The organism is Blautia sp. MSK18_10 (assembly GCF_020553185.1).
Lineage (GTDB): Bacteria > Bacillota > Clostridia > Lachnospirales > Lachnospiraceae > Blautia_A > Blautia_A wexlerae.
The window spans coordinates 1-20,894 of the sequence record NZ_JAJCGT010000048.1 but is presented as its reverse complement, the minus strand read 5'-3'; the positions used below and the strand labels follow the sequence as shown (position 1 = coordinate 20,894).

The following is a 20,894-nucleotide window of genomic DNA, read 5'->3' as shown; positions in this document are numbered from 1 at the left end:
AACTCAAGGCTGCTTTTTCGTTTACACCAACTCCGATTGTTTCCTTAACAGTTTGTAGAAAAGAGAATGGCGACAGCTGTTCTCTTTTTTCATGTATATCTTAATTTAAAATCCCAAAATTAACATTCTTGGCACTGCCCATTGGGCAGTTGCCAAATGTGGGTTGCATTTTTGGTTGCACTTTTTTAGAAAACTGCAGCCAGAAAAAGCTAGTGTTTTGGTGTGCTACCCGTCAAGTAGACAAATTAAATAACGAAAATTTTTTCTTCCCCGGTACAGTTTATGTACCGGGTTATTTATGCAACGTTTTTTAGTTTTTGTTCATGGAATTCCAGTGGTGTAAGCACCCCAAGATTTCGTTGAACTCTTTTGTTTGTGTAGAGAACAAAAAAGACGGGCATTGAAGAAGCCATTGAAACTGAAAAGTTGAAACAGGCACTTGTTGAAGATGAAAACAGTATAAAGAAATATTTTGAAATGTATGCGAAAGCAGATTTTGACGATGAAGATACACGAAATCAGGTGCTTGAATATTTTGTAGATAAGACATATGTGTATAATGACCGTCTGGTGATTACATGGTATTATTCAGATGATAAAACATCTATTGACCTAGATGCATTAACAGAAATTACAGAAACATCTGAATCTAACACGGTAGATAGGGTTTCGACATTGCTACAGTCAGATCCATATACTTTTCTGCCATATGTACTGCCATAGCACCATCTGCAACTGCTGTTACTATCTGACGAAGTAACTTTGTTCTGACATCTCCTACAGCATAAACACCCGGAATACTCGTTTCAGTGTTTTCACCTGCCACAATATATCCTTTATTATCCAGTTCTATCTGATTATCTAAAAAATCTGTTGTCGGTTTTCTTCCTATACTCACAAACAGGCCGTTACATTCTATAATGTTTTCTTCTCCTGTAACTGTATCTTTCAACCGCACACCAGTCAATCGTTCTCCATAAATCAGTTCATTTACTGTATTGTTCCATCGAAACTCTATATTTTCAGTTTTCAACAGCTGGTCATGGTAGATTTTCGTTGCACGTAATGTATCTCTTCGATGAACAATGATGACTTTCTTAGCAATTCGACTTAAAAGAACAGCATCTGATACAGCAGAATTTCCACCACCAACAACCACCACAATCTTATCTTTATAAAACATACCATCACAGGAGGCACAATAAGCAACCCCATGACCTATCAATTCTTTTTCTTTAGCAAGACCAAGTTCTCTTGGATTTGCTCCAGTAGCAATCACTACTGTTTTCCCAATATAAATTCCCGAACTAGTTTCTACTCTCTTAAGCTTTCCTGTTAAATCCATATTAAAAACTTCAGCATATTCACTTTTAGCGCCAAATTTTTCCGCCTGTTTTTGCATTTTCTCTGCCAATGAAAATCCGTCAATTCCATTTTCAAAACCAGGATAGTTATCAATCTGCCAGGTCAATGACATCTGACCACCTGCAGATAATTTTTCTAAAACAATTGTATCAAATCCTGCTCTGGCTGCGTATAATGCTGAAGTATACCCTCCAGGTCCTCCCCCCACGATAATCATATCGTAAACATGATTTTCATTCATACAGCAGTCCTCCTTTTATTTTTCCAATGCTTCATTAATAAAATTCTCTATCATTATTTTTGATTCAGGTGCAACAATAGAATCTATTGCCTTTCCATCTCGATATAAAACCAGCGTAGGAATTATCTCAATCTTTTCAGCTTCTGCAATCTGTGGTTCTTCATCAATATTTACTTTTCCAGCAATAAGAATATCGCTGTATTCTTCACTTATTTTTTCATAAGCCGCTCCAATTCTACGGCAATAACCACACCAAGGTGCCCAGAAATCAACCAAAACCGGTTTTTCTTTATGAATTAATTGTCCAAACTTTTCTTTATTTATATTTATTGATGTCATATTTTTCAACTCCTTCTCCTGTTTGAACTTAATATACCTCATAGAAAGTCTTACTTCAGTGATAATATCACAGAAAAGATAATTTACTTTATTACACTTCTTTTTATTTCTATTTATGGCATATGCCAGTTATATATTTGACGCATCTAAAAAAAGCAAGTATACTATGTTCGTAAAGGAGATAACGGTTATGAACTTCGAAAATTGTTTTCCACTATGGAATGACTTAAATACAACACAGAAAAAAATAATTTCAGACAATTTAATCACACAGTATGTAAAAAAAGGGACAATCATTCACAATGGAAACCTGGATTGCACTGGATTATTACTGGTTAAATCCGGGCAGCTTCGAACCTACATACTTTCAGATGAAGGACGAGAGATTACACTTTACCGTCTGTTCGATATGGATATGTGTCTTTTATCCGCCTCATGTATCATACGCTCCATTCAATTTGAAGTAACCATTGAAGCAGAAAAAGATACTGATCTTTGGATCATCCCTGCTGAAATCTATAAGGGCATTATGAAGGAATCTGCTCCCGTCGCAAACTATACCAATGAGTTAATAGCCACCCGTTTTTCTGATGTCATGTGGCTGATTGAACAAATCATGTGGAAGAGTTTGGATAAGCGTGTTGCTTCATTTCTTTTAGAAGAGACCTCTATCGAAGGAACAAACGAGCTGAAAATCACTCATGAGACGATTGCTAATCATCTTGGTTCCCACAGGGAAGTTATCACTCGAATGCTTCGATACTTTCAAGGCGAGGGTCTCGTCAAACTCTCCCGCGGCAAAATCACAATCCTTGATCCAAAAAGACTGGAAACACTCCAAAGGTCATAAAATCGTTTTTCTGTAACATATAAAGAATCCTCCATTTATCAGAATTATGAAAGTCATTCTAATAAATGGGGGATCTTTTTATATTACGAGAAAATTATAAAAATATTATGATTATTTTTAATAATCCATACCACATGCATATGCCTTTTCAATCAGCGCACGGTCATTGACAACTGCATCATAGAAGCGAAATCCGCCGGAGAAGTTGTATGTTTCATACCCATTTCCTTCCAGAATACGACTGGCAATATAACTTCGCAGCCCACTCTGGCATATCAGGTAAACAGGCTTTCCCTTCTCGATTTCATTGATACGTTCCCTTAGTTCATCTACAGGAATGTTTTTGAATCCATCCATATGCCCCCTGTTAAATTCACCTACAGTTCTCACATCCAGCAACACAACACTTTTATCTCTAGAAATCTTATCCATATCTTCCAGATGCCATTGTTTTAAGGTACCTTTTGCTATATTGTCTATCATGAATCCTGCCATATTTACAGGATCCTTGGCAGAGGAATAAGGCGGTGCATATGCGAGATCCAAATCCTTCAGCTGGGTTGCCTTCAGACCTGCATGAATTACTGTTGCCAGCACATCAATACGTTTATCAACTCCTTCATATCCAATAATCTGAGCGCCAAGCAAACGATAGGTCTCTTTTTCAAAAACCACCTTCATGGTCATCACTTTTCCACCAGGATAGTAACCGGCATGACTCATAGGAGAAAGAATTACTGTATCTACCTCTAATCCTGACTTTTTGGCATTGGTTTCATTGATACCTGTAGTGGCTGCTGTCATATCAAACACTTTTATAACGGAGCTTCCCTGACTGCCCAGGTAACGACTATCACCGCCACAAATATTATCAGCGATGATTCTGCCATGTTTATTGGCTGGTCCTGCCAAAGAAATCAGCGCATCATTACCCGTAACATAATGTTTTACCTGAACTGCATCACCTGCAGCATAAATATCCGGTACAGAGGTTTCCATTCTGTCATTCACTACAATACTTTCCTTGATGCCAAGTTCCAGACCGGCTTCTTTTGCTAATACTGTGTCTGGTGTGACTCCGATTGCCAGAACTACCATATCAGCCTGAAGGGATGGATTATCTTTCAACAGGACCTCCACTCCGTTGTCTTTTTCTTTAAATCCTTCTACCGTATAGCCCAGTACCAGTTTTATCCCATGCTTTCTCATTTCATTATGGATCATGGATGCCATATCCGGGTCAAAAGGGTTCATCAGCTGCTTAGGCCGCTGGACAATCGTAACATCCATGCCAAGCTCCCTCAAATTTTCTGCCAGTTCCAGACCAATAAAACCGCCACCTGCCAATACAGCCGATTTTGGATGATTCTTATTTATATATTCCTTTATCCGAAAAGTGTCTTCTACAGTACGAAGTGTAAAAAGTTTATCAATACCTACTCCGGGAAGTCTCGGCTGTGTTGGCTTTGCACCTGGAGAGAGGATCAGCTTATCATATTTTTCTTCAAATATATCACCATTCTCTAAATTTTTCACTGAAACCGTTTTACGTTCCGGATGTATGGAGATAACTTCATGATGAATTTTCATGTTAATACGGAAGCGTTTAAAAAAACTCTCTGGTGTCTGTAGTGTAAGTTCTTCCGGGTCTGTGATCACGTCTCCAATATAATATGGAAGTCCACAATTTGCATAGGATATGTATCCGGATCTTTCGAACACAGTAATTTCAGCATGCTCATTCAGTCTGCGTATTCTTGCTGCGGCTGTAGCTCCTCCGGCTACACCTCCTACAATTATTACCTTCATCTTATTTTTCCACCTTTCCTGAGTAAGCTGCAATGCCACCGATATTATTTACTTTAGAATATCCCATTCGTTGCAGTATCCCAGTTGCCTGGCGGCTTCGTGAACCGGAATAACAGTATACAAACAGTGGGATATCCTTATTCTTCGCTACAGAAGCAATATTGTCAAGTTGCTGCAACGGCACATTTTTACTTTCTGGTATATGTCCTTCCTGATATTCCTGCGGTGTACGTACATCCAGCAGAACTGCATCACCAGTCCTTTTATATTCTTCTATGCCTTGATTAATATTCGACTGTTTAAAGAGATCAAAAAATCCCATTAGCACACCTCCCTAAAGCATTTCTAAAATCGCATTCTTAGGTCTCGCCCCTGAAACCTGCTGTACAATCTTCCCATTCTTCATAACCACTAAAGTCGGAATGCTCATAATACTGAACTTATTTGCCAGTTCAGGCTCTTCATCTACATTAATCTTTCCAACTTTAATATCTCTACGCTCACTTGCAATCTCCTCTACAATAGGTACTACCATGCGGCAAGGCGCACACCAAGATGCCCAAAAATCTAAAAGAACGGGTTTATCTGAATTCAGTACTTCGTTCTGAAAATTATTTTTATTGATATTAATAGCAGACATTTTACAGTCCTCCTTATCTTTTTGTAGATTTATTATAGTCTTAATTTCATTTATTTTCCGTGATTACATCACCATACCTCATTAACTTAACTTCTTGCCATACCATCTACACTTAATATAACACCTGTAATGTAACTCGCCTCATCTGAAGCAAGAAACACAAACGCATTGGCAATATCTTCTGGCTGTCCAAGACGACGCAATGGAATTCTTTCAATCATAGGTTCGATAACTTCCTTTGGCACGGCCTTCATCATATCAGTTTCTGTAATCCCAGGTGCAACAGCATTAACACGAATACCTTTAGGTCCTAGTTCTCTTGCTAATGATACAGTCAATCCGTTTACTGCAAACTTCGATGCCGGATAAGCAAACCCACTTGGCTGTCCCGAAATACTCACCATGGAAGAAGTTGAGAGAATGACCCCCTTGCCTCTTGCCACCATACATTCTGCTGCTACACGAGTAGTATTAAATACTCCTTTTACATTTAGATCCATGACTTTATCAAAAGTCTCCTCTGTATAATCCATAAATGAGGTGTTTTCTGAAATCCCTGCATTATTTACCAGTATGTCGACACATCCATATTTTTCAGTTGCCTCTTTAAAAGCCTTTCTGACAGACTCCATGCTTGCCAGATTTGGACTAATTCCAGCAACTATTGCATTGGGATATTTTTCTTTTAACTTATCTACAGCAACATCTGCCGATTCCTGTGAACTTGCTGCCAACACAACTGAAGCACCTTCCTTCAAGAATTTATCAGCTGTAGCAAATCCTATACCACGGCTTCCACCCGTAATGATTGCAACTTTATCTTTTAATCTCATTTAGACTACCTCCTTACTTTGTTTGTAGTTACATTATAAGCAAAAGGTAAATCATTTTCTGTGATATCATCACAAACTATCGCAATAAAAAACCCTGTTGCTCACACGCACCAGGGTTTTTGTTTATCTATCCGTATTTAAATAATCAGAATTTTATTCAACTTCTGAAAACTGATCTTTTCCAACATTACATAATGGGCATTCAAAATCTTTTGGAACGTCCTCCCACTTTGTTCCTGGTGCAATACCACCTTCAGGATAACCTTCCTCTTCATCATATTCCCATCCGCAAACGTCACATACATCGATTATATTTAAGAAGATTCATCTACTCTGAGCTGAGTGCTAATTATATTTCTTACATAACTGTTTATTCTTATACATATAAGCATCTGCATCATCCAATAACATCTGCATTGTACACGCCATATCATCGGAGGATAATGCCCATCCGCATGCATAGTCGATTGGTAATTGATTTTCACAACTATTTAATCTCTCTTTTTCTCTTGACAATGATTTTAATATCTCCTTAATTTCCGCCTCGCTCGTATAATAAATAACTGCTATAAACTCATCTCCGCCATATCTTCCAACAAAATCCTTTTCTGGAATGACACTGCACAAGAGCTTTGCGAAATTCAATATCAACTGATCTCCTGCGGAATGTCCCATTGTATCATTTACAGTTTTTAGATTATTTAAATCAAACATTATGCATGCTGTAGAATCTGTAATTATATCTTTTTTATTAAGTAGCTCATTACAGGCATTTTTATTTGGCAGTCCAGTATGGGCATCTACGAATGCTTTTTGTTCCAGCAGTCTGTTTTGCATTGCCATCTGCATTGCCTTTAGAGTCTGCATAATAACCAATATCACCAGACTCAACATATCAAGTGCCGACAAAAGCTCTATGGTACGAATCTTTACAGCGATTTTTTCTGAATAACTTTCTGCGGCAGAGACAGTTTCATCTGCCATCGTAAAATATATTTCACTCATATTAACAATGTCTGTATTTTCGTATCCCTTGTTTCTTACTGCTTCAATTTCTGTTTTTAATTTATCCCAGTAATCACTCTGGATTTGCAGTTTTTCCTGATACTCTTCGTCATTGAGTTTTACCAGGTCATAATGTCCATCCTGATATCTCAATCCAAGAAGAATATCATCCAAATATTTAATTAATTCGTCATTTTGGTTTCCTGTAATTTCTAATTTTATTTCGCGCTGCGTAGCTCCACGTACCAGACCGGCATAATTTATTACGCGTGCTGTTCCCTGCAGCCTACTAATCTGAATCATCATAAAAATAATAAGAACTACCAATATCAATATAAGGAAACTCTGTATAATACCTATTAAATTTTTACTTTTCTTGTTTGTCTTCATTTCATAATTTATCTCTAACCTTAAATAATATTCATTTCAATAACTATGCTATTCATTTACTTTCTCTATATTTTGGACAAATACCTTTAAATATAATATCATAATCGTTATGGTAATGATTTTTTAAGAAAAATCGAATTACTTTATTAAAAAAATACCCATAACAAGTATCTTTTTAACAAGATGTTATCTCTGTTTTCCGTTCAAAAACATATTCTGCATCTGATGATAAATCAGAGCGGAATGAATAGCCTAGTCTATCAAATTTCTTAATATCCTCAGGATTTTCAATTCTGTTTTCAGCCATGAACCTAACCATTTCACCACGGGCCATCTTAGCATATGTACCTTTTGTCACCAGTTTATCTCCTGATAACTCACAAAATGTAATCGTAATGTATCTATCCTGTCGTGTCAGATATTTTTCTATGCACTTAGAGTATTCTTTCGATGCCAGATTGATTATAATCCTGCTGTTATCAATCACTGAGCGGTATAATAAATCTCCCCAGTACTCATACAGATTTTTTGTTTCTCCTATTCCAACCTTCGCCTGCATTTCCAAACGATAAGGCGTCACACCATCCCTTGGTTTTAACACACCATAAAATGCAGATATTATTCTCAAATGATTTTGTACATACTCGAACTGACTGTCCTCAAACACAGATGGAGCCATATATTGAAAAGCAATTCCTTCATATGATAAGACAGCTGGGGTAAGTAAATGATAAAGATCCATGTTTTCCAATCTATTGAAGTTCTGTTCTGTAATTTTGTCATTACATTTCCAAATAGTCTTCAGTTCTTCTTTTGACTTACTTTTCAACCAACTTTGTATCTCTGTCGTCTTTTCAATAAATTCAGGCAATCCATCCGGCGCTATGCTGTCAGTATCTGTAATCATCTTTTTAGCAGGGGATAATATTATCTTCATTAATCTAATTCCTTGAGCATATTTTCAGGATCATCTGCAGCCTTGACTTTATCATTTGCCTTTATAATAATCCCCTGTTCATCAATAAGATATGTGGTTCTTACTACTCCCATAGAGACTTTGCCATAATTTTTCTTTTCTTTCCAGACATCATATGCTTCAATAACTTTACGCTCCGGATCTGCTAATAGCGTAAATGCCAGTCCGTATTTTTCTTCAAATCTCTTGTGAGACGCTACAGAGTCCTTGCTTACTCCGAGAATAACAGCTCCCTTCTCAGTAAACTGTGGATAACGCTCAGAAAAGCCACATGCCTGCTTCGTACATCCTGGCGTATTATCCTTTGGATAAAAATATAAGATCACTTTTTTCCTGCATAATCGCTTAATTTATGCACTTCTCCGTTCTGATCCGGCAATTCAAAATCCGGTGCTTTTATTCCTAACTCTAACATTTACTATTCCTCCGCTTTTGTATTTTTCACCTGTTTTCTTGTTCTTTTATTACCCGAAATCATTTTATGACCAGAATAGACTGCCATAATCATGCATATCAGAGAGCCAAATGCAAAGTATTTGTGTGCTGCTTTTAACCCTTTATATCCTGTATAAAAAGTTCCAATCATTGTGATCAATGCTCCTACTGACCAATATTTATGTGCTTTCATGTAATTCCTCCATTTTTTCAGTGTATTCAATTCTAATTATACGCTACCATATTCCTATGTCAATTTGATAATAGAGCATTCCTATAAAATTTTTCAAAATATCATTGTCAAAACTATGTATTGTTATCCTTTAATTTTTCTTTGAAATAATTGACAAAAAGCTTGCTTTCAGGAGATTACTATTTAATCTCTTTTCCATCTATATATAGTTGAAATTTATCAGGATTATTGACAATATCATAGTCCTTTCCGTATTCTACAGGTCTATATTCGGCTGTCATTACCGATTCCCCGTCTTCAATATCCTCTTTCCATAAATAGATGTGCATATCAATGCTCGTCGCATATCCTCTGTCTGTGGAGAATTTTGTCGAATGAAAAGAATCATCCTTGTACATCTGCAAAAGTTTTCTTGCAAACGCTTCTCTATCCTCAATATCTTCCCTATTTGCGACCACGGTTATATTTTCATCCCGATTTACAGAAAAAGTTCCAACTACATCTGGTTCGCCTTCTTTATGACTGGATTCAAATTTCCCATAAATACTTCCTGCAGCAATTATCAAGATTGCTGTTCCTGAAATTACTGCAATTATCTTTTTCTTCATATTTTTAATTTCCTTTTAATTTTTTTACTGCGTAATTGATTACTTCTTCCGGTGTGGGCCTGTCTCCTTTAAGTGTCATTTTCTTCCATTCTTCCTGCACAGCCGGGTCAGGATTATCAAATCCTGCATCTATGGCTATCTGCATTTCTCTGCGTACTTCTTCTGGTGTTGTGTTATACTTTTCTGCAATCTTCTCATATATAGTTTTCTCTCTCATTCATTTTCCTCCGATATATAAGTGGAATTATATCTTGTTCTATAAAATCAATTTAGCATATTTCTGTTGGCATGAAAAGAGACTTTACAACTTAAAATTGGATAAAAAGGACAAAAAAAGAAGAGCTACTTGCTCTTCCCATATAGTAGTAGTAAAATAATATGTCATGCCAGCGCAATATATTACCTAGAATATCGCTATAACAGGAAAGGGGCTGCATTGTGACAGCCCCTAGTTTACTTCATCACGTTGTCTACATTCTGAATGAACTCGTTCCCTGGTTTATTTTAGCATCGGTCTGGATTTTGTTTCATAAAGATAAATTTTGCCACAGAGCGGTCATATGTTTTAATGTGTCCAAACAGCCAGTCGATTACATTTTTCTGTACAAGTTCACTGAACCGATCTGTCGGTCCTTCATACTCCTGAAGGTATTCATACAGTTCCTGAATTGTCTTTCTAAACTCTTCATGTTTTTCATAATGTTTTTCACGCTCTGGATAACCGGATTTTTCCTGAAGCTTTTCCTCTTCTTTAAAATGAAAGTCAGTATATTCATCCAGATAATCCAGCATTTTGATTGCTTTTACTTTGCTGTCGCCATTTTGACAGGCAGTTACAAAGTTCTGGATACGGTCGATCAATTCTTTATGCTGGGTATCAATTGTTTCATTTCCTGTTACTAAATTGTCATCAAAGGTAATGTTTAAATCGTAAGTCATAATTTGACCTCCATTTCTTTTATATGTTCTCTTAGGATCTTTTAATGTCTGGCAGTTTCGTACCTGCATTTTCTGCTTAGTCTTCTACAGGAACGAAAACATCTTTTCCTAATCCGCAGATTGGGCATGTCCAGTCATCTGGAATATCCTCAAATGCAGTTTCTGGATCGATACCAGCGTCTGGATCTCCTACTGCCGGATCATAAATATATCCACATGGTTCACATTCATATTTTATCATAGTCATTTTCCCTTTTCAATGTCGATTTATTTTTGTTACCAAGTTCCTAGCAATTTTTCTAACACTTTGTTTCTTGTATATCTGTATTATACATGATAATTATTCTCTTGTCAATAATAGTAATTATTATTATTATTGTACTTAGCATAAACTGATATTTGAATTGCAAATTTACATATTGTATATATCATGGGAATAGTTGAATAAAAAAATGAACTCTATTCATTAAAGACAGAGTTGCTGGAAATTATTTCTCTCCAACAACTTTTTTCGTCTTTAAGTCCTTGAAACACAATACTGTCCAATCAGATTCATCCAACTGTTATATTTATTCTTTTCACACACCTTTCGGCAAATTTCATTTTCCATCAATACACAGAACATCTTATCATAATCAAATGCCCAAACAGCACCATTCACATGGTTTTCCACTGCTTTTTGATCTATGTTCTTTAAACGTGTGACCATTTTTTCAATTTCTCCATTTCTCAAGTTACCGATATTTTTGCAGATAAACCGAAAGAAATTCAACGTTGCATATTCGTCATGCCAATGGAACTCTTCTGGATTGTTTTTAATTTTACTGACTCGCTGCTGTTCTTTGATTATCTGATCAGCTACACCTTTCATCGAATCTTCGTATCTCATATTACTCACCTACTCTTCCTCAACGCCCAGTGACGGTTTAAATCTTTTATCCTTTGCCTGCGGTACCACGATCTCATAAAAATAAAATCCTAAATATCCAAGTGCCTGCTTCTTCATTTTATAAAAAGAAGTCCTGCCTATTCCTAACTCCTGCTGTACTTCCACATCTGTCTTATTATAATGACTGCAAAAACAGGAATGAAGGATTTCACTGAGCATCACACCATTCGGTGCATAGAACTTCACCAGTGTCATTCCACGATAGATCATATCAGACAAGCCATAAATGATCATCAGGTTATTCATTTCCCGGTGCATCTTTGGCACATTCAGCTGATTGTTATAAATGCTCAGATAACTCAATGCATATGCCATATCTTCATTGATTTTCTCCTGGCACTCCATATCCAGTTCTTCCAATACAACCTGGTTTTCTAAAATCAGTTTCTGGTAGCTTCTCATCAGTTCTTTAATATCAGTATAATGTCTTTCGATTGTAACTTCCAGATAATCCTGTGCATGACTTGCCATCTGGAAGGTAATTTCTTTCATTGATTTAATTGCATAATCTCTGTCTGTCATCAGTTTCAAAATCTCCTTATCATCATCACACTAACTGGCGGTCTTTCAGACCAGTTCGCTTTCCCCATGATTTTGATGGGAAGCAATTACTTACTACAACTTGCAGAAGCGGATATCCAAAAGGCATTGTGGGAGCTGCCTTTGCTGACCGAAATCCATCTTCTTATGTAAAACCTGCAGGAATATAAAGGGAAAGTGACTATCCCTGCCGGTTAATAATCCAAATAATATCGTCTATACCAATCTCTCCTTATGCTGTTTTTCTCTCCATAAACCATTTATCCACTTCGTAAAACAAGTGGCTTTCCTGCCCCTGTATCATACAGGTGTACATCACTCCTACACCGCCTGCCTTTCTGCTGGCGCATCGCTCAATTTTCAAAATTCTGTCAATACTATATTTTCTTCCATCCTCCCATGTAAAAAATATGGGAACCAGCCGTCCGTCTTTCCGGAACTCTGCCACTACATCTACATATACTTTGTTCATGCCGACACCTCACTATAAAATCTCGATTGCTCTTGGCGATGCCGGGATTCTGCGGATATATCCATTTTGCTCCAACTGCTTGATTCTGGAAAAAGCAGATGATGTTGATCTTACTCCGATCAGTTTTCCAAATTCCCGGACTGTCGGCGGGTATCCATGCTCCTTCGTATAATTCAAAATACACTGATAACTTTCTTTCTGTTTTCTGGTTAATACTTTTTTCAAATCTATCCCTCCAATTACCCATGAAAATAACTGTGTGGATGGACCGTGTGCGTACCAGCGTCTAAGTGGGATAAGACTTTATTCTGATACATTGCCGCTCGCTGTATACTGAAATATCCAAACCGTCGTCTAATCTCATCTACAGTACGATCCAGCTTCTCTAACTGCTGCAATCCTTTGATTGGCAGGTAAGACGCTTCAACCGGAATTAGTACTTCATCTGATGCAGCCAGTGCATTGATTGTGATCATTCCCAATGATGGCATACAATCAATGATAATTGCATCATATTGATCCTTGATACCATATAAAATCTGTTTCAATACATATTCCCTGCTCATTGCATTTACCAACTGTACTTCCGTACCTGCCAGTCCAATGTTAGAACAGATAATGTCTATTCCTTCTGCCTGATGCCTGATATAACAGTCTGAAGGAATATCTTCATCTTTCATTACTGTATCCATAAGAGCTGTAAGTGTTTCATTACTTTCATCACAATCACGATATCCAAATCCTGCGGATACATCAGACTGTGGATCGGCATCAACGATTAACACTTTCATATTCTTTTGTGCTAATCCTACTGCTAAATTAGCTGTACATGCTGATTTTCCCGTTCCCCCTTTTTGGTTTACAATAGAAATTACTTTTGCCATAATCTTTCCCTTCTTTCTTGTTAAATAAAAAGACTGAATCAGACAGCTGAGATATAAATCTCATGCGAGCTAATTCAGTCCAAAACATATTTTTATTCAATTATCACCGCTTTCGTGGTATAGTAAATACATCTCAGCAGAGTTCTGAAATTCTATTACTTCTGTACTGTGTTATTTATAAAAGAGAGGCCTTTCCTTCATAAATTCGTTGATTGGTTACGAAATTTATTTAGGACTAAATCGCTAGAGCCCTTGTATTATAAGGGGTTCTGCCTTGTGTCATTATAATAACACAAGCACCCCCATTTAAGATATTCATCATCGGTACAGGCATCTGTCTGGTATGGCAGCCGCCAAGATACTGATATAAAGGAACGCGGAGAGCTGCTGCTGCCGCCCTTGCTACTGCCAGGGATACTCCCAGTGCCGCATTTGCCCCTACATTACTTTTATTGTCTGTGCCGTCTGTTTCTATGATTTTTTTATCAATATAGGACTGATCCAGAGCATTTTCTCCAAGAATTGCTTCTGCCAGCTTTGTATTTACATTCTCCACTGCTTTGCGGACACCAAGTCCGGTGTAGCAGCCTTTTTCTCCGTCACGAAGCTCCACTGCCTCGAACTTTCCTGTGGAAGCTCCCGAAGGGACGATTGCCCTTCCCGTATATCCATTTATCCCGATCACACCTTCTCCTACTGTTACTTCTACTTCCACTGTAGGATTTCCTCTGGAATCAAGTACCTGTCTTGCATGAACCCTTCTCACAGGCAGATAACGTAACATATTAGAACCTCCTGATCATTTTAATAAACCGGTAACTGTTCCATATTTTCACAGTTACAGTTAAACCTCAAGTCAAAATACGTCACTGAGAACGGCGTGAACAGTAACGTAATTTGACTTGTATATCTTTACAACCATATTTTTACCCAATATGCTTCCGGCTATGCATTGTCTATATCCATTATTATTTTCAGAATATTTTATCAATACAAATAATTTTAATATTATCTTTTAAATATTTTTGTAAATTTTCTATTTTCATTCTTGACATTTCATTCTTTATCTGTTATATTAAGTTCATAAAACAAAAGGGATTACGAAAAACAAAAAAGTAAAGGAGTGAGACCACCGAAAACATAATCTTTTCTTCATAATTTAAGAAAGCGAGGTACAGACCACCAGAATAGCAAAGTTTCAAATTCATGACTTATAAGAAAGGCAGGTACGGACCACCAAGAACTTAAGCTTTTAAATCCAACTAAGTTTTATAAGTAGTTCCTATCAAACAAGGAAGGTACAGTCCAATGGAAACCTAACGATTTATCTTATTTTGAACGTAACAGTTAAACATTCTAAAGAAGGTACGGTCCAATGGAAATTTAATGATTTACTTTATTTTTAAAGTGACATTCAATCAAAATAAGGAAGGTACAGTCCAATGAAACGTTAACGATTTACCCTATTATAAAACGTAACCGTTCATTTACATGAAGAAGGTACAGTCCAATGAAAACTTAACGATTTACCCTATGAAACTATAAAAGGAAGGTACAGACCAATGGGACAGTAAATTTCATAATTCAAATTCATACAATTTCATAATTTATTTTACAGAAAGTGAGGTATCATCCCTTGGATACAGAATCTTAACAGGAGCCACGATGAAATATAAATCTGTGGCTCTTTTATTTGTCATTCAGCTTCTATAGTTCCCCTCTTTCTCATATATTAAACTAATATCATTCCATTCTGAGGTTAACACTCTCTATGCATCTCAAATACATATCTTCCACTCGGATTTTCTCTTCCAGATTTACCAAGATTTTTCTTCTTTTCTGTGCTTGTGCATTTATAGGTTCCTCTATAGGAAAAATCGTATCGCACAACACTGCCAGACAGACTGCTGCTTCTGCCCAAAGTTCCAACTGGGGACTCAGTTTTCAGGAAGAAGGCAAACGTCCTGTTGGAAATGCAACGATAGAAGAATTGGCTCAGTACAATGCCTTTTTTGCTGAAGATACCGAAGAAAAGAAAATCTATCTCACCTTTGACGCAGGCTTTGAAAATGGAAATACTCCTGCTATTTTGGATGCACTGAAAAAACATCAGGCACCTGCTACATTTTTTGTGGTTGGAAATTTCATTTCGGAAAACAAAGATCTGATCAAACGAATGGAAACGGAAGGGCATATTGTCGGCAATCATACTATGACGCACCCGGATATGTCAAAAATTTCCACAAAAGAATCTTTTCAGAAAGAATTATCCGATGTAGAAAAAATTTACAGGGAAATTACAGGAAAAGAAATGACAAAATTTTACCGCCCCCCACAGGGCATCTACAGTACACAGAATCTGTCTATGGCCAGAGAACTGGGATATCACACATTTTTCTGGAGCCTTGCCTATGTAGACTGGTACCAGGATAACCAGCCAGATCCACAGGAAGCTATTGCAAAACTGACGAAACGGATTCATCCGGGAGCTATTGTACTGCTACACAGCACCTCTTCCACTAATGCACAGATTCTGGATGAACTGTTGGATAAATGGGAAGAGATGGGATATTCCTTTCATTCTCTGAATGAATTATGATCATTTAACATTTTCCGATACTGTTCACACACCACTATCCCGCGAGGTGTTTTGGCATGAATATGCCAAAATCCCGAGACATACAAGCCAAAATTCCATTGCCGCAGGCAATCTGGAATGAATTTTGGCTACGTTACTGTGAACGGAGTGAACAGTAACCATTTTCCCATTTACAAAGTCACATACAAAAATGACAGAATTTTGAAATATCTGACACACTTGCAATAAGCAAAAATTGATCATTATCTCAAAATGAAACGCACTCCACAGGAATGTCCTAATGGAGTGCGTCTCACTTTGTTTATAAATCAATACTTTAGAGAATATCAAAATTATAACTTTTATACTGCATTTACACTGCTTATTCAGCGTCTGCTGCCTCTGTCTCTTCCGGTTCTTCTGTTGTTTCCGCATCTTTAGTGTCATCGGAGGCTGCATCAGAATCTTCTGTCGCTGCTGCATCTGCATCCTCAGCTTTTTCTTCGCTGTCCACAACACCACCTTCAACTACCAGGTCATCCGGATTGATGTTGTCACCGTATACAGGTTTCAGAGTTTCTTCGAAATCTTTATGGAAGAACTGTTCATCTGCCAGAGATTTGATTTCATCGTTGATTGCGTTCAGAAGGTCTGTGTTGCCCTTCTGTACTGCTGGTGCAATCGTATCAATATCACCAAGAGATTCGATTCCTACAGAGAATCCTTCATTCTGCTGAGCCCATGCAAGTACTTCTGTATTGTCTGTGGAGAATGCATCTCCTCTTCCATCAAGAAGCGCATCGTATGCTTCCTGGTATTCATCAAATTTTACAAGTTCAATATCCGGATAGTTATCTGTGAAATATGTCTCTGCTGTTGTTCCTTTTACAACGATCAGCTTCTTGCCTTCCAGATCTTTTACATCTTTGATCAGCGCATCATCAGGAGAAACAACTCCAAGAGCTACCTTCATATATGGAAGTGCGAAGTCTACTTTCTCCGCTCTGTCATCGGTTACTGTAAAGTTTGCAAGGATCACATCTACTTTTGCAGACTGCAGATATTCTACACGACTTGCTGCCTCTACATAAGTAAATTCTGCATCGTCTTCACTTCCCAGAAGGTCTTTTGCAAGTCTTTTTCCAAAGTAAATATCGTATCCCTGAACATCACCGTTTTCATCTACATATCCAAATGGATTCTTGTCACTGAATACACCGATTTTGATCTTTCCGTCTTTTTTGATCTCATCCAGAGTACGGGCCTGTGCAGTGTTTCCACCGTCATCTGCCGCACTTACAAGAATACTTCCGCCAAGAAGTGTTGTTGCTGCTACACCTGTTGCTAATAAGACTGCTAATATTTTTTTCTTCATGTTCTTTTCCTCCATGTTTTAAAAAAATTTTGATTTTATTATAATTTTTATAACTAGTACATCGTTTTCGAAATAACTATACCACTCACTTGTCTGCGAATCCGATTGCACAGGTCTAAAAGCCTCAGCGTAGCCCGCTACGCCTGCGTTTTTATACCAGCACACTCGAATCCGCATCCTACGCGATTGGTATAGTTATTTACGAAACGATGTACTAGCTCTTATGATATCCTGCTATTTCATGGATATTATCATCCATTTCAGGATTTATAAAATATTCTGTTTTCCTCTATTCTATTTTTTCACTGTTTCATAATGGAAACTGTTCAGGAACTGTTTTGCCCTGTCAGTCTCCGGATTATCAAAGAACTGTTTCGGAGTGTTCTCTTCTACAATGTTTCCCTTATCCATAAAGATCACTCTGTCTGCTACGGAACGGGCAAATTCCATCTCATGAGTGACGATCAGCATGGTCATTCCTGTCTTTGCAAGTTCCAGTACTACCTGAAGTACTTCTCTTACCATCTCAGGATCAAGTGCTGCTGTAATCTCATCCAGAAGCATGATCTCCGGATGCATCAGCATGGCACGTACAATGGCAACTCGCTGTTTCTGACCACCGGAAAGCTGCCTTGGATAATTATCTTTCTTATCCAGAAGACCAACTCTGTCAAGAAGCTGCTCCGCTTCCTTTTTCACTTCTTCTTTATTTCTTTTCTGTACTTTCATTGGTGCCAGAAGAAGATTATTTAAAATTGTCATATTCGGGAAAAGATCATAGCTCTGGAAAACCATTCCTATCTTCTCTCTGACTTTGCTTATATTCTTTTTTTCTTTCTCATAGCTTACACCGTTAAGCTTCAGTACACCGGTGTCAATCTCTTCCAGGCGGTTGATACATCGCAGGAAGGTACTTTTTCCACATCCGGAAGGTCCTACGATCACCACCACTTCTCCCTTTTGCAGAGAGAAGGAAACATCAACCAGAATAGGAACATTGTTTACATATGATTTCTTTAAATGTTCTACTTCTAAAATCGGCTGTCCCATTCATTTATCCTCATTTCTCTATTAATCAGCAAACTTCTTTTCCAGTACTCTGGAGAGTCTGGAAAATGGAAAACATATGATAAAATACATAAAGAATACTGCACCGTATACCCAGAGGGCCGCTGTCGGATTTGTATAACGTGATGCATCTATGATCTGTTTTCCAACTTTTAACACCTCTACTACTCCGATAAGAGCTACCAGTGATGTGGTCTTGATCATTCGGGTAAGAAGATTCACTGCGGATGGAAGAAGTCTTCTTATAGTCTGCGGAAGGATAATATAAAGATAGACCTGCCATTTGTTTAATCCAAGACCGTATCCGCTGTCATACTGGTGTTTAGGAATGGAGATCAGCGCACTTCGCACCAGATCACCCATTTCAGCAGTTCCCCAGAATGTAAATACAATGACCGCCGCTGTCTCACCGGAAAGATTCATCCCCAGATGCTTGGCCGCTCCGAAATATACCAAGAACAAAAGCACCAGCTGCGGCATGATTCTTACTATTTCAAGGTAAATGCGGCAGATAAACTTAATGATTTTATTTGGGATATTCATTACCATCCCAAGAAGAAATCCAAGGATTATGGAAAATACCATGGAAATCAGTGCAATTCTTATTGTTACCCACAAGCCCTGCCAGAGTCTTAATGAGTTGATTCCCTTAAAAAGAACCTCAATCCCCATATTCTGCATAGCGGACTCTCCTTTCTACAAATGAACAGATAAGTGAGATTGGTAAAAGTATGATCAGATATGCGATTACCAACATAAACAGGGCTTCATCTGTTTTGTAATAAATTCCGATCAGGTCTTTTGTCACAAACATCAGGTCTGCAAGTGCTACTGCACTGAATACGGAGGTTTCCTTAATAAGAAAGATCGCATTTGCACAGAATGCCGGAATAGAATTGGATACTGCCTGGGGCAGGATAATGTTTGTAAATACCTGACTCTTACTCATTCCAAGGCTTAATGCGGATTCCACCTGAATGGGCGGAACATTGTCCAGGCCGCTTCGGAAGGCTTCTGCCATATAACTGCCTCCGAGAAAGGTCAGTCCTGTGATCGCACACTGTTCTGAACTGAGGACAATCCCTATTTTCGGAAGACCGAAATACAGGAAAAACAACTGAATCAACAATGGTGTATTTCTGGACAGTTCAATGTAACATTCCACGATCTGACGAAGTACAGGAATCCTGAAATACTTAATCATGCTGCAGACAAGCCCAACCACAATGGCAAGCAACACACCAATCACCGCCATGTGAAGTGTAAGCTTTGCTGCCTCAATATAAAGAGGTGTCTGCTCGCGGATAAACTCAAAATCCATGGTTACTTTATTCTCCTTCTATTATTATGATTTAGAGCATATTTGAAGAACGCTCTGGTGTGCCTGTGCCGCTTATTACTTTTCAATCCACTGCTATTTCGGTTAAAGCAGGTAGTTTACTTGATTTAGTTAAAGCGTTACATCTGCACATCTGTGAACTATCATAACATTTCAGGCTTCATCCTGCAAGCTTTTCATAAATTGCATCTGCAAGTCTGCTATGTCCCAGTTCATCCAGATGCTCCTGATCGGCTTCTCCCGGTCGGGCAAATTCTGAAGCCGGAAGATAAGAAATATTTCTTCTTCTGGCGATTTTCTCATACACCCGGGGCAGATTCCATGATACTTCGATAGAATTCTTATCGAATTCCGGATCAAAATCCTCTTCCCAGATTCTCTCCCCAAGGTAGATTGGAGATACCAGTAATATTTTGGCATCCGGGTTTACAGTGTTGATCTGATCAAGGAGCTGTTCAATCCCCTGTCCGATTACTTCCGGGGTTGCGCTGTATACGCTTTTACAATCGTTCGTGCCAAGCATGAGAACGATAGTGTCTACTGGTCTGTGGCTCTCAAGGATTGCCGGAAGCATTTCTGTTCCTCTTCTTTCTGTACGGAATGGATCATCGAATACGGTGGTTCTTCCGCAAAGTCCTTCTTCGATTACTCTGTAGCCTTTTGTTCTTACTTTGTCATCCAGGATGCTGGTCCAGCGGGTACCCCATCCGTATCTCTGATTAGTAGTTCCCGGGATTAAACCGTATGTATTGGAATCACCGAAACATAAGATTTGTTTCATGTCTTGTCACCTTCTTATCTGATATTTTTAATGGGATTTTTGTTTTCCCTGTTTTCATATTGATTTGATAGGAATACTATACAATCTTTATTTTTGTTTGTCAAGCCCTTTTTTGTATTTTTTGAAAATGTTTATTTGTACGTCATAAGTCATAAAGGGACGCTCAGAAATATTTTTATTTTCCGTGCGGTTTCGGGACCTATAGCAATCCTCGTAAATAATCAAAAAATTTTTGATACCGATATTATTTCCAGTCCTGAACTTTATATTTTTTATATTTTGCAG

The 20,894-nt window shown here is 37.8% G+C and carries 27 protein-coding genes and 2 pseudogenes; 2 read left to right on the top strand and 27 right to left on the bottom strand.

The features are described from left to right. Nucleotides 1–649: 649 nt before the first annotated feature. Both trxB and LI074_RS14885 read right to left on the bottom strand, forming a co-directional pair. Nucleotides 650–1,606, bottom strand: coding sequence for a thioredoxin-disulfide reductase (trxB, locus tag LI074_RS14890; protein ID WP_173698444.1), 957 nt, complete (start codon nt 1,604–1,606; stop codon nt 650–652). 15 nt (nt 1,607–1,621) lie between these two features. After that, on the bottom strand, nt 1,622–1,945 hold the full coding sequence (locus LI074_RS14885; RefSeq protein ID WP_005330449.1) for a thioredoxin family protein: 324 nt from the start codon (nt 1,943–1,945) through the stop codon (nt 1,622–1,624). Nucleotides 1,946–2,111: 166 nt separating this feature from the next. Between LI074_RS14885 and LI074_RS14880 the strand changes: the two genes are divergently transcribed. After that, nucleotides 2,112–2,795, top strand: coding sequence for a Crp/Fnr family transcriptional regulator (locus tag LI074_RS14880; protein ID WP_044951848.1), 684 nt, complete (start codon nt 2,112–2,114; stop codon nt 2,793–2,795). Between the two features lie 117 nt (nt 2,796–2,912). Here the strand turns inward: LI074_RS14880 and LI074_RS14875 are convergent, their stop codons facing one another. The 19 genes and pseudogenes from LI074_RS14875 to eno all read right to left on the bottom strand — a co-directional run. Beyond that, complete coding sequence (locus tag LI074_RS14875) at nt 2,913–4,604, bottom strand: FAD-dependent oxidoreductase (protein WP_008708181.1); 1,692 nt, start codon at nt 4,602–4,604, stop codon at nt 2,913–2,915. 1 nt (nt 4,605) lies between these two features. Further along, nucleotides 4,606–4,926: a rhodanese-like domain-containing protein gene (locus LI074_RS14870; RefSeq protein ID WP_008708183.1), complete on the bottom strand. Its 321-nt coding sequence runs from the start codon at nt 4,924–4,926 to the stop codon at nt 4,606–4,608. 12 nt (nt 4,927–4,938) lie between these two features. After that, nucleotides 4,939–5,244, bottom strand: a complete 306-nt coding sequence (gene trxA, locus LI074_RS14865; RefSeq protein WP_005421612.1) for a thioredoxin — start codon at nt 5,242–5,244, stop codon at nt 4,939–4,941. Between the two features lie 86 nt (nt 5,245–5,330). Next, nucleotides 5,331–6,077 (bottom strand): SDR family NAD(P)-dependent oxidoreductase, encoded by a 747-nt coding sequence (locus tag LI074_RS14860; RefSeq protein ID WP_005421611.1) that lies wholly within the window; start codon nt 6,075–6,077, stop codon nt 5,331–5,333. A 153-nt stretch (nt 6,078–6,230) separates the two neighbouring features. Further along, nucleotides 6,231–6,389, bottom strand: coding sequence for a rubredoxin (locus LI074_RS14855; protein WP_081019007.1), 159 nt, complete (start codon nt 6,387–6,389; stop codon nt 6,231–6,233). Between the two features lie 33 nt (nt 6,390–6,422). After that, entirely contained in the window at nt 6,423–7,472 is a 1,050-nt protein-coding gene (locus LI074_RS14850; RefSeq protein ID WP_055058586.1) for a GGDEF domain-containing protein, read from the bottom strand. 175 nt (nt 7,473–7,647) lie between these two features. Next, entirely contained in the window at nt 7,648–8,409 is a 762-nt protein-coding gene (gene yaaA, locus LI074_RS14845) for a peroxide stress protein YaaA (protein WP_008708186.1), read from the bottom strand. Then, nucleotides 8,409–8,863, bottom strand: a pseudogene (gene bcp / locus LI074_RS14840) (thioredoxin-dependent thiol peroxidase). The gene yaaA and the pseudogene bcp overlap by 1 nt, the downstream one beginning before the upstream one ends. 3 nt (nt 8,864–8,866) lie before the next feature. Beyond that, entirely contained in the window at nt 8,867–9,076 is a 210-nt protein-coding gene (locus tag LI074_RS14835) for a DUF6219 family protein (RefSeq protein ID WP_008708189.1), read from the bottom strand. Nucleotides 9,077–9,255: 179 nt separating this feature from the next. Next, entirely contained in the window at nt 9,256–9,684 is a 429-nt protein-coding gene (locus LI074_RS14830) for a hypothetical protein (protein WP_008708191.1), read from the bottom strand. Between the two features lie 4 nt (nt 9,685–9,688). Continuing rightward, nucleotides 9,689–9,901, bottom strand: coding sequence for a sporulation initiation factor Spo0A C-terminal domain-containing protein (locus tag LI074_RS14825; protein WP_026648209.1), 213 nt, complete (start codon nt 9,899–9,901; stop codon nt 9,689–9,691). A gap of 287 nt (nt 9,902–10,188) precedes the next feature. Then, nucleotides 10,189–10,623 (bottom strand): bacteriohemerythrin, encoded by a 435-nt coding sequence (locus tag LI074_RS14820; protein ID WP_008708195.1) that lies wholly within the window; start codon nt 10,621–10,623, stop codon nt 10,189–10,191. Between the two features lie 76 nt (nt 10,624–10,699). Continuing rightward, nucleotides 10,700–10,864 carry a rubredoxin gene (gene rd, locus LI074_RS14815; protein ID WP_020993356.1) on the bottom strand — a complete coding sequence of 55 codons (165 nt, stop codon included), beginning with the start codon at nt 10,862–10,864 and terminating at the stop codon, nt 10,700–10,702. Nucleotides 10,865–11,140: 276 nt separating this feature from the next. Beyond that, complete coding sequence (locus LI074_RS14810) at nt 11,141–11,512, bottom strand: hypothetical protein (RefSeq protein ID WP_008708198.1); 372 nt, start codon at nt 11,510–11,512, stop codon at nt 11,141–11,143. 9 nt (nt 11,513–11,521) lie between these two features. After that, nucleotides 11,522–12,094, bottom strand: coding sequence for a hypothetical protein (locus tag LI074_RS14805; RefSeq protein ID WP_008708199.1), 573 nt, complete (start codon nt 12,092–12,094; stop codon nt 11,522–11,524). 250 nt (nt 12,095–12,344) lie between these two features. Then, nucleotides 12,345–12,584, bottom strand: a complete 240-nt coding sequence (locus LI074_RS14800) for a hypothetical protein (protein WP_008708201.1) — start codon at nt 12,582–12,584, stop codon at nt 12,345–12,347. 12 nt (nt 12,585–12,596) lie between these two features. Further along, entirely contained in the window at nt 12,597–12,809 is a 213-nt protein-coding gene (locus LI074_RS14795) for a hypothetical protein (protein ID WP_020993357.1), read from the bottom strand. A gap of 14 nt (nt 12,810–12,823) precedes the next feature. Beyond that, complete coding sequence (locus tag LI074_RS14790; RefSeq protein WP_020993358.1) at nt 12,824–13,468, bottom strand: ParA family protein; 645 nt, start codon at nt 13,466–13,468, stop codon at nt 12,824–12,826. Nucleotides 13,469–13,766: 298 nt separating this feature from the next. After that, nucleotides 13,767–14,252: pseudogene (eno, locus tag LI074_RS14785) on the bottom strand (phosphopyruvate hydratase); the annotation flags it as partial. A 987-nt stretch (nt 14,253–15,239) separates the two neighbouring features. On the opposite strand from eno, the gene LI074_RS14780 reads away from it, so the two are divergent. Then, nucleotides 15,240–16,067 (top strand): polysaccharide deacetylase family protein, encoded by an 828-nt coding sequence (locus LI074_RS14780; protein ID WP_022381350.1) that lies wholly within the window; start codon nt 15,240–15,242, stop codon nt 16,065–16,067. Between the two features lie 361 nt (nt 16,068–16,428). Here the strand turns inward: LI074_RS14780 and LI074_RS14775 are convergent, their stop codons facing one another. From LI074_RS14775 to LI074_RS14750, 6 genes are all read right to left on the bottom strand, one after another. Next, nucleotides 16,429–17,421 carry a cysteine ABC transporter substrate-binding protein gene (locus tag LI074_RS14775; protein WP_008708207.1) on the bottom strand — a complete coding sequence of 331 codons (993 nt, stop codon included), beginning with the start codon at nt 17,419–17,421 and terminating at the stop codon, nt 16,429–16,431. 294 nt (nt 17,422–17,715) lie between these two features. Further along, nucleotides 17,716–18,471: an amino acid ABC transporter ATP-binding protein gene (locus LI074_RS14770; protein ID WP_179962989.1), complete on the bottom strand. Its 756-nt coding sequence runs from the start codon at nt 18,469–18,471 to the stop codon at nt 17,716–17,718. Nucleotides 18,472–18,492: 21 nt separating this feature from the next. Further along, complete coding sequence (locus tag LI074_RS14765) at nt 18,493–19,170, bottom strand: amino acid ABC transporter permease (RefSeq protein WP_008708209.1); 678 nt, start codon at nt 19,168–19,170, stop codon at nt 18,493–18,495. Beyond that, entirely contained in the window at nt 19,151–19,810 is a 660-nt protein-coding gene (locus LI074_RS14760) for an amino acid ABC transporter permease (protein WP_008708210.1), read from the bottom strand. The genes LI074_RS14765 and LI074_RS14760 overlap by 20 nt, the downstream gene beginning before the upstream one ends. Nucleotides 19,811–19,988: 178 nt before the next feature. Continuing rightward, nucleotides 19,989–20,609 (bottom strand): GDSL-type esterase/lipase family protein, encoded by a 621-nt coding sequence (locus tag LI074_RS14755; protein ID WP_008708211.1) that lies wholly within the window; start codon nt 20,607–20,609, stop codon nt 19,989–19,991. A gap of 87 nt (nt 20,610–20,696) precedes the next feature. Beyond that, a partial coding sequence (locus LI074_RS14750; RefSeq protein WP_207718289.1) for a hypothetical protein occupies nt 20,697–20,894 on the bottom strand: 198 nt, incomplete at its 5' end.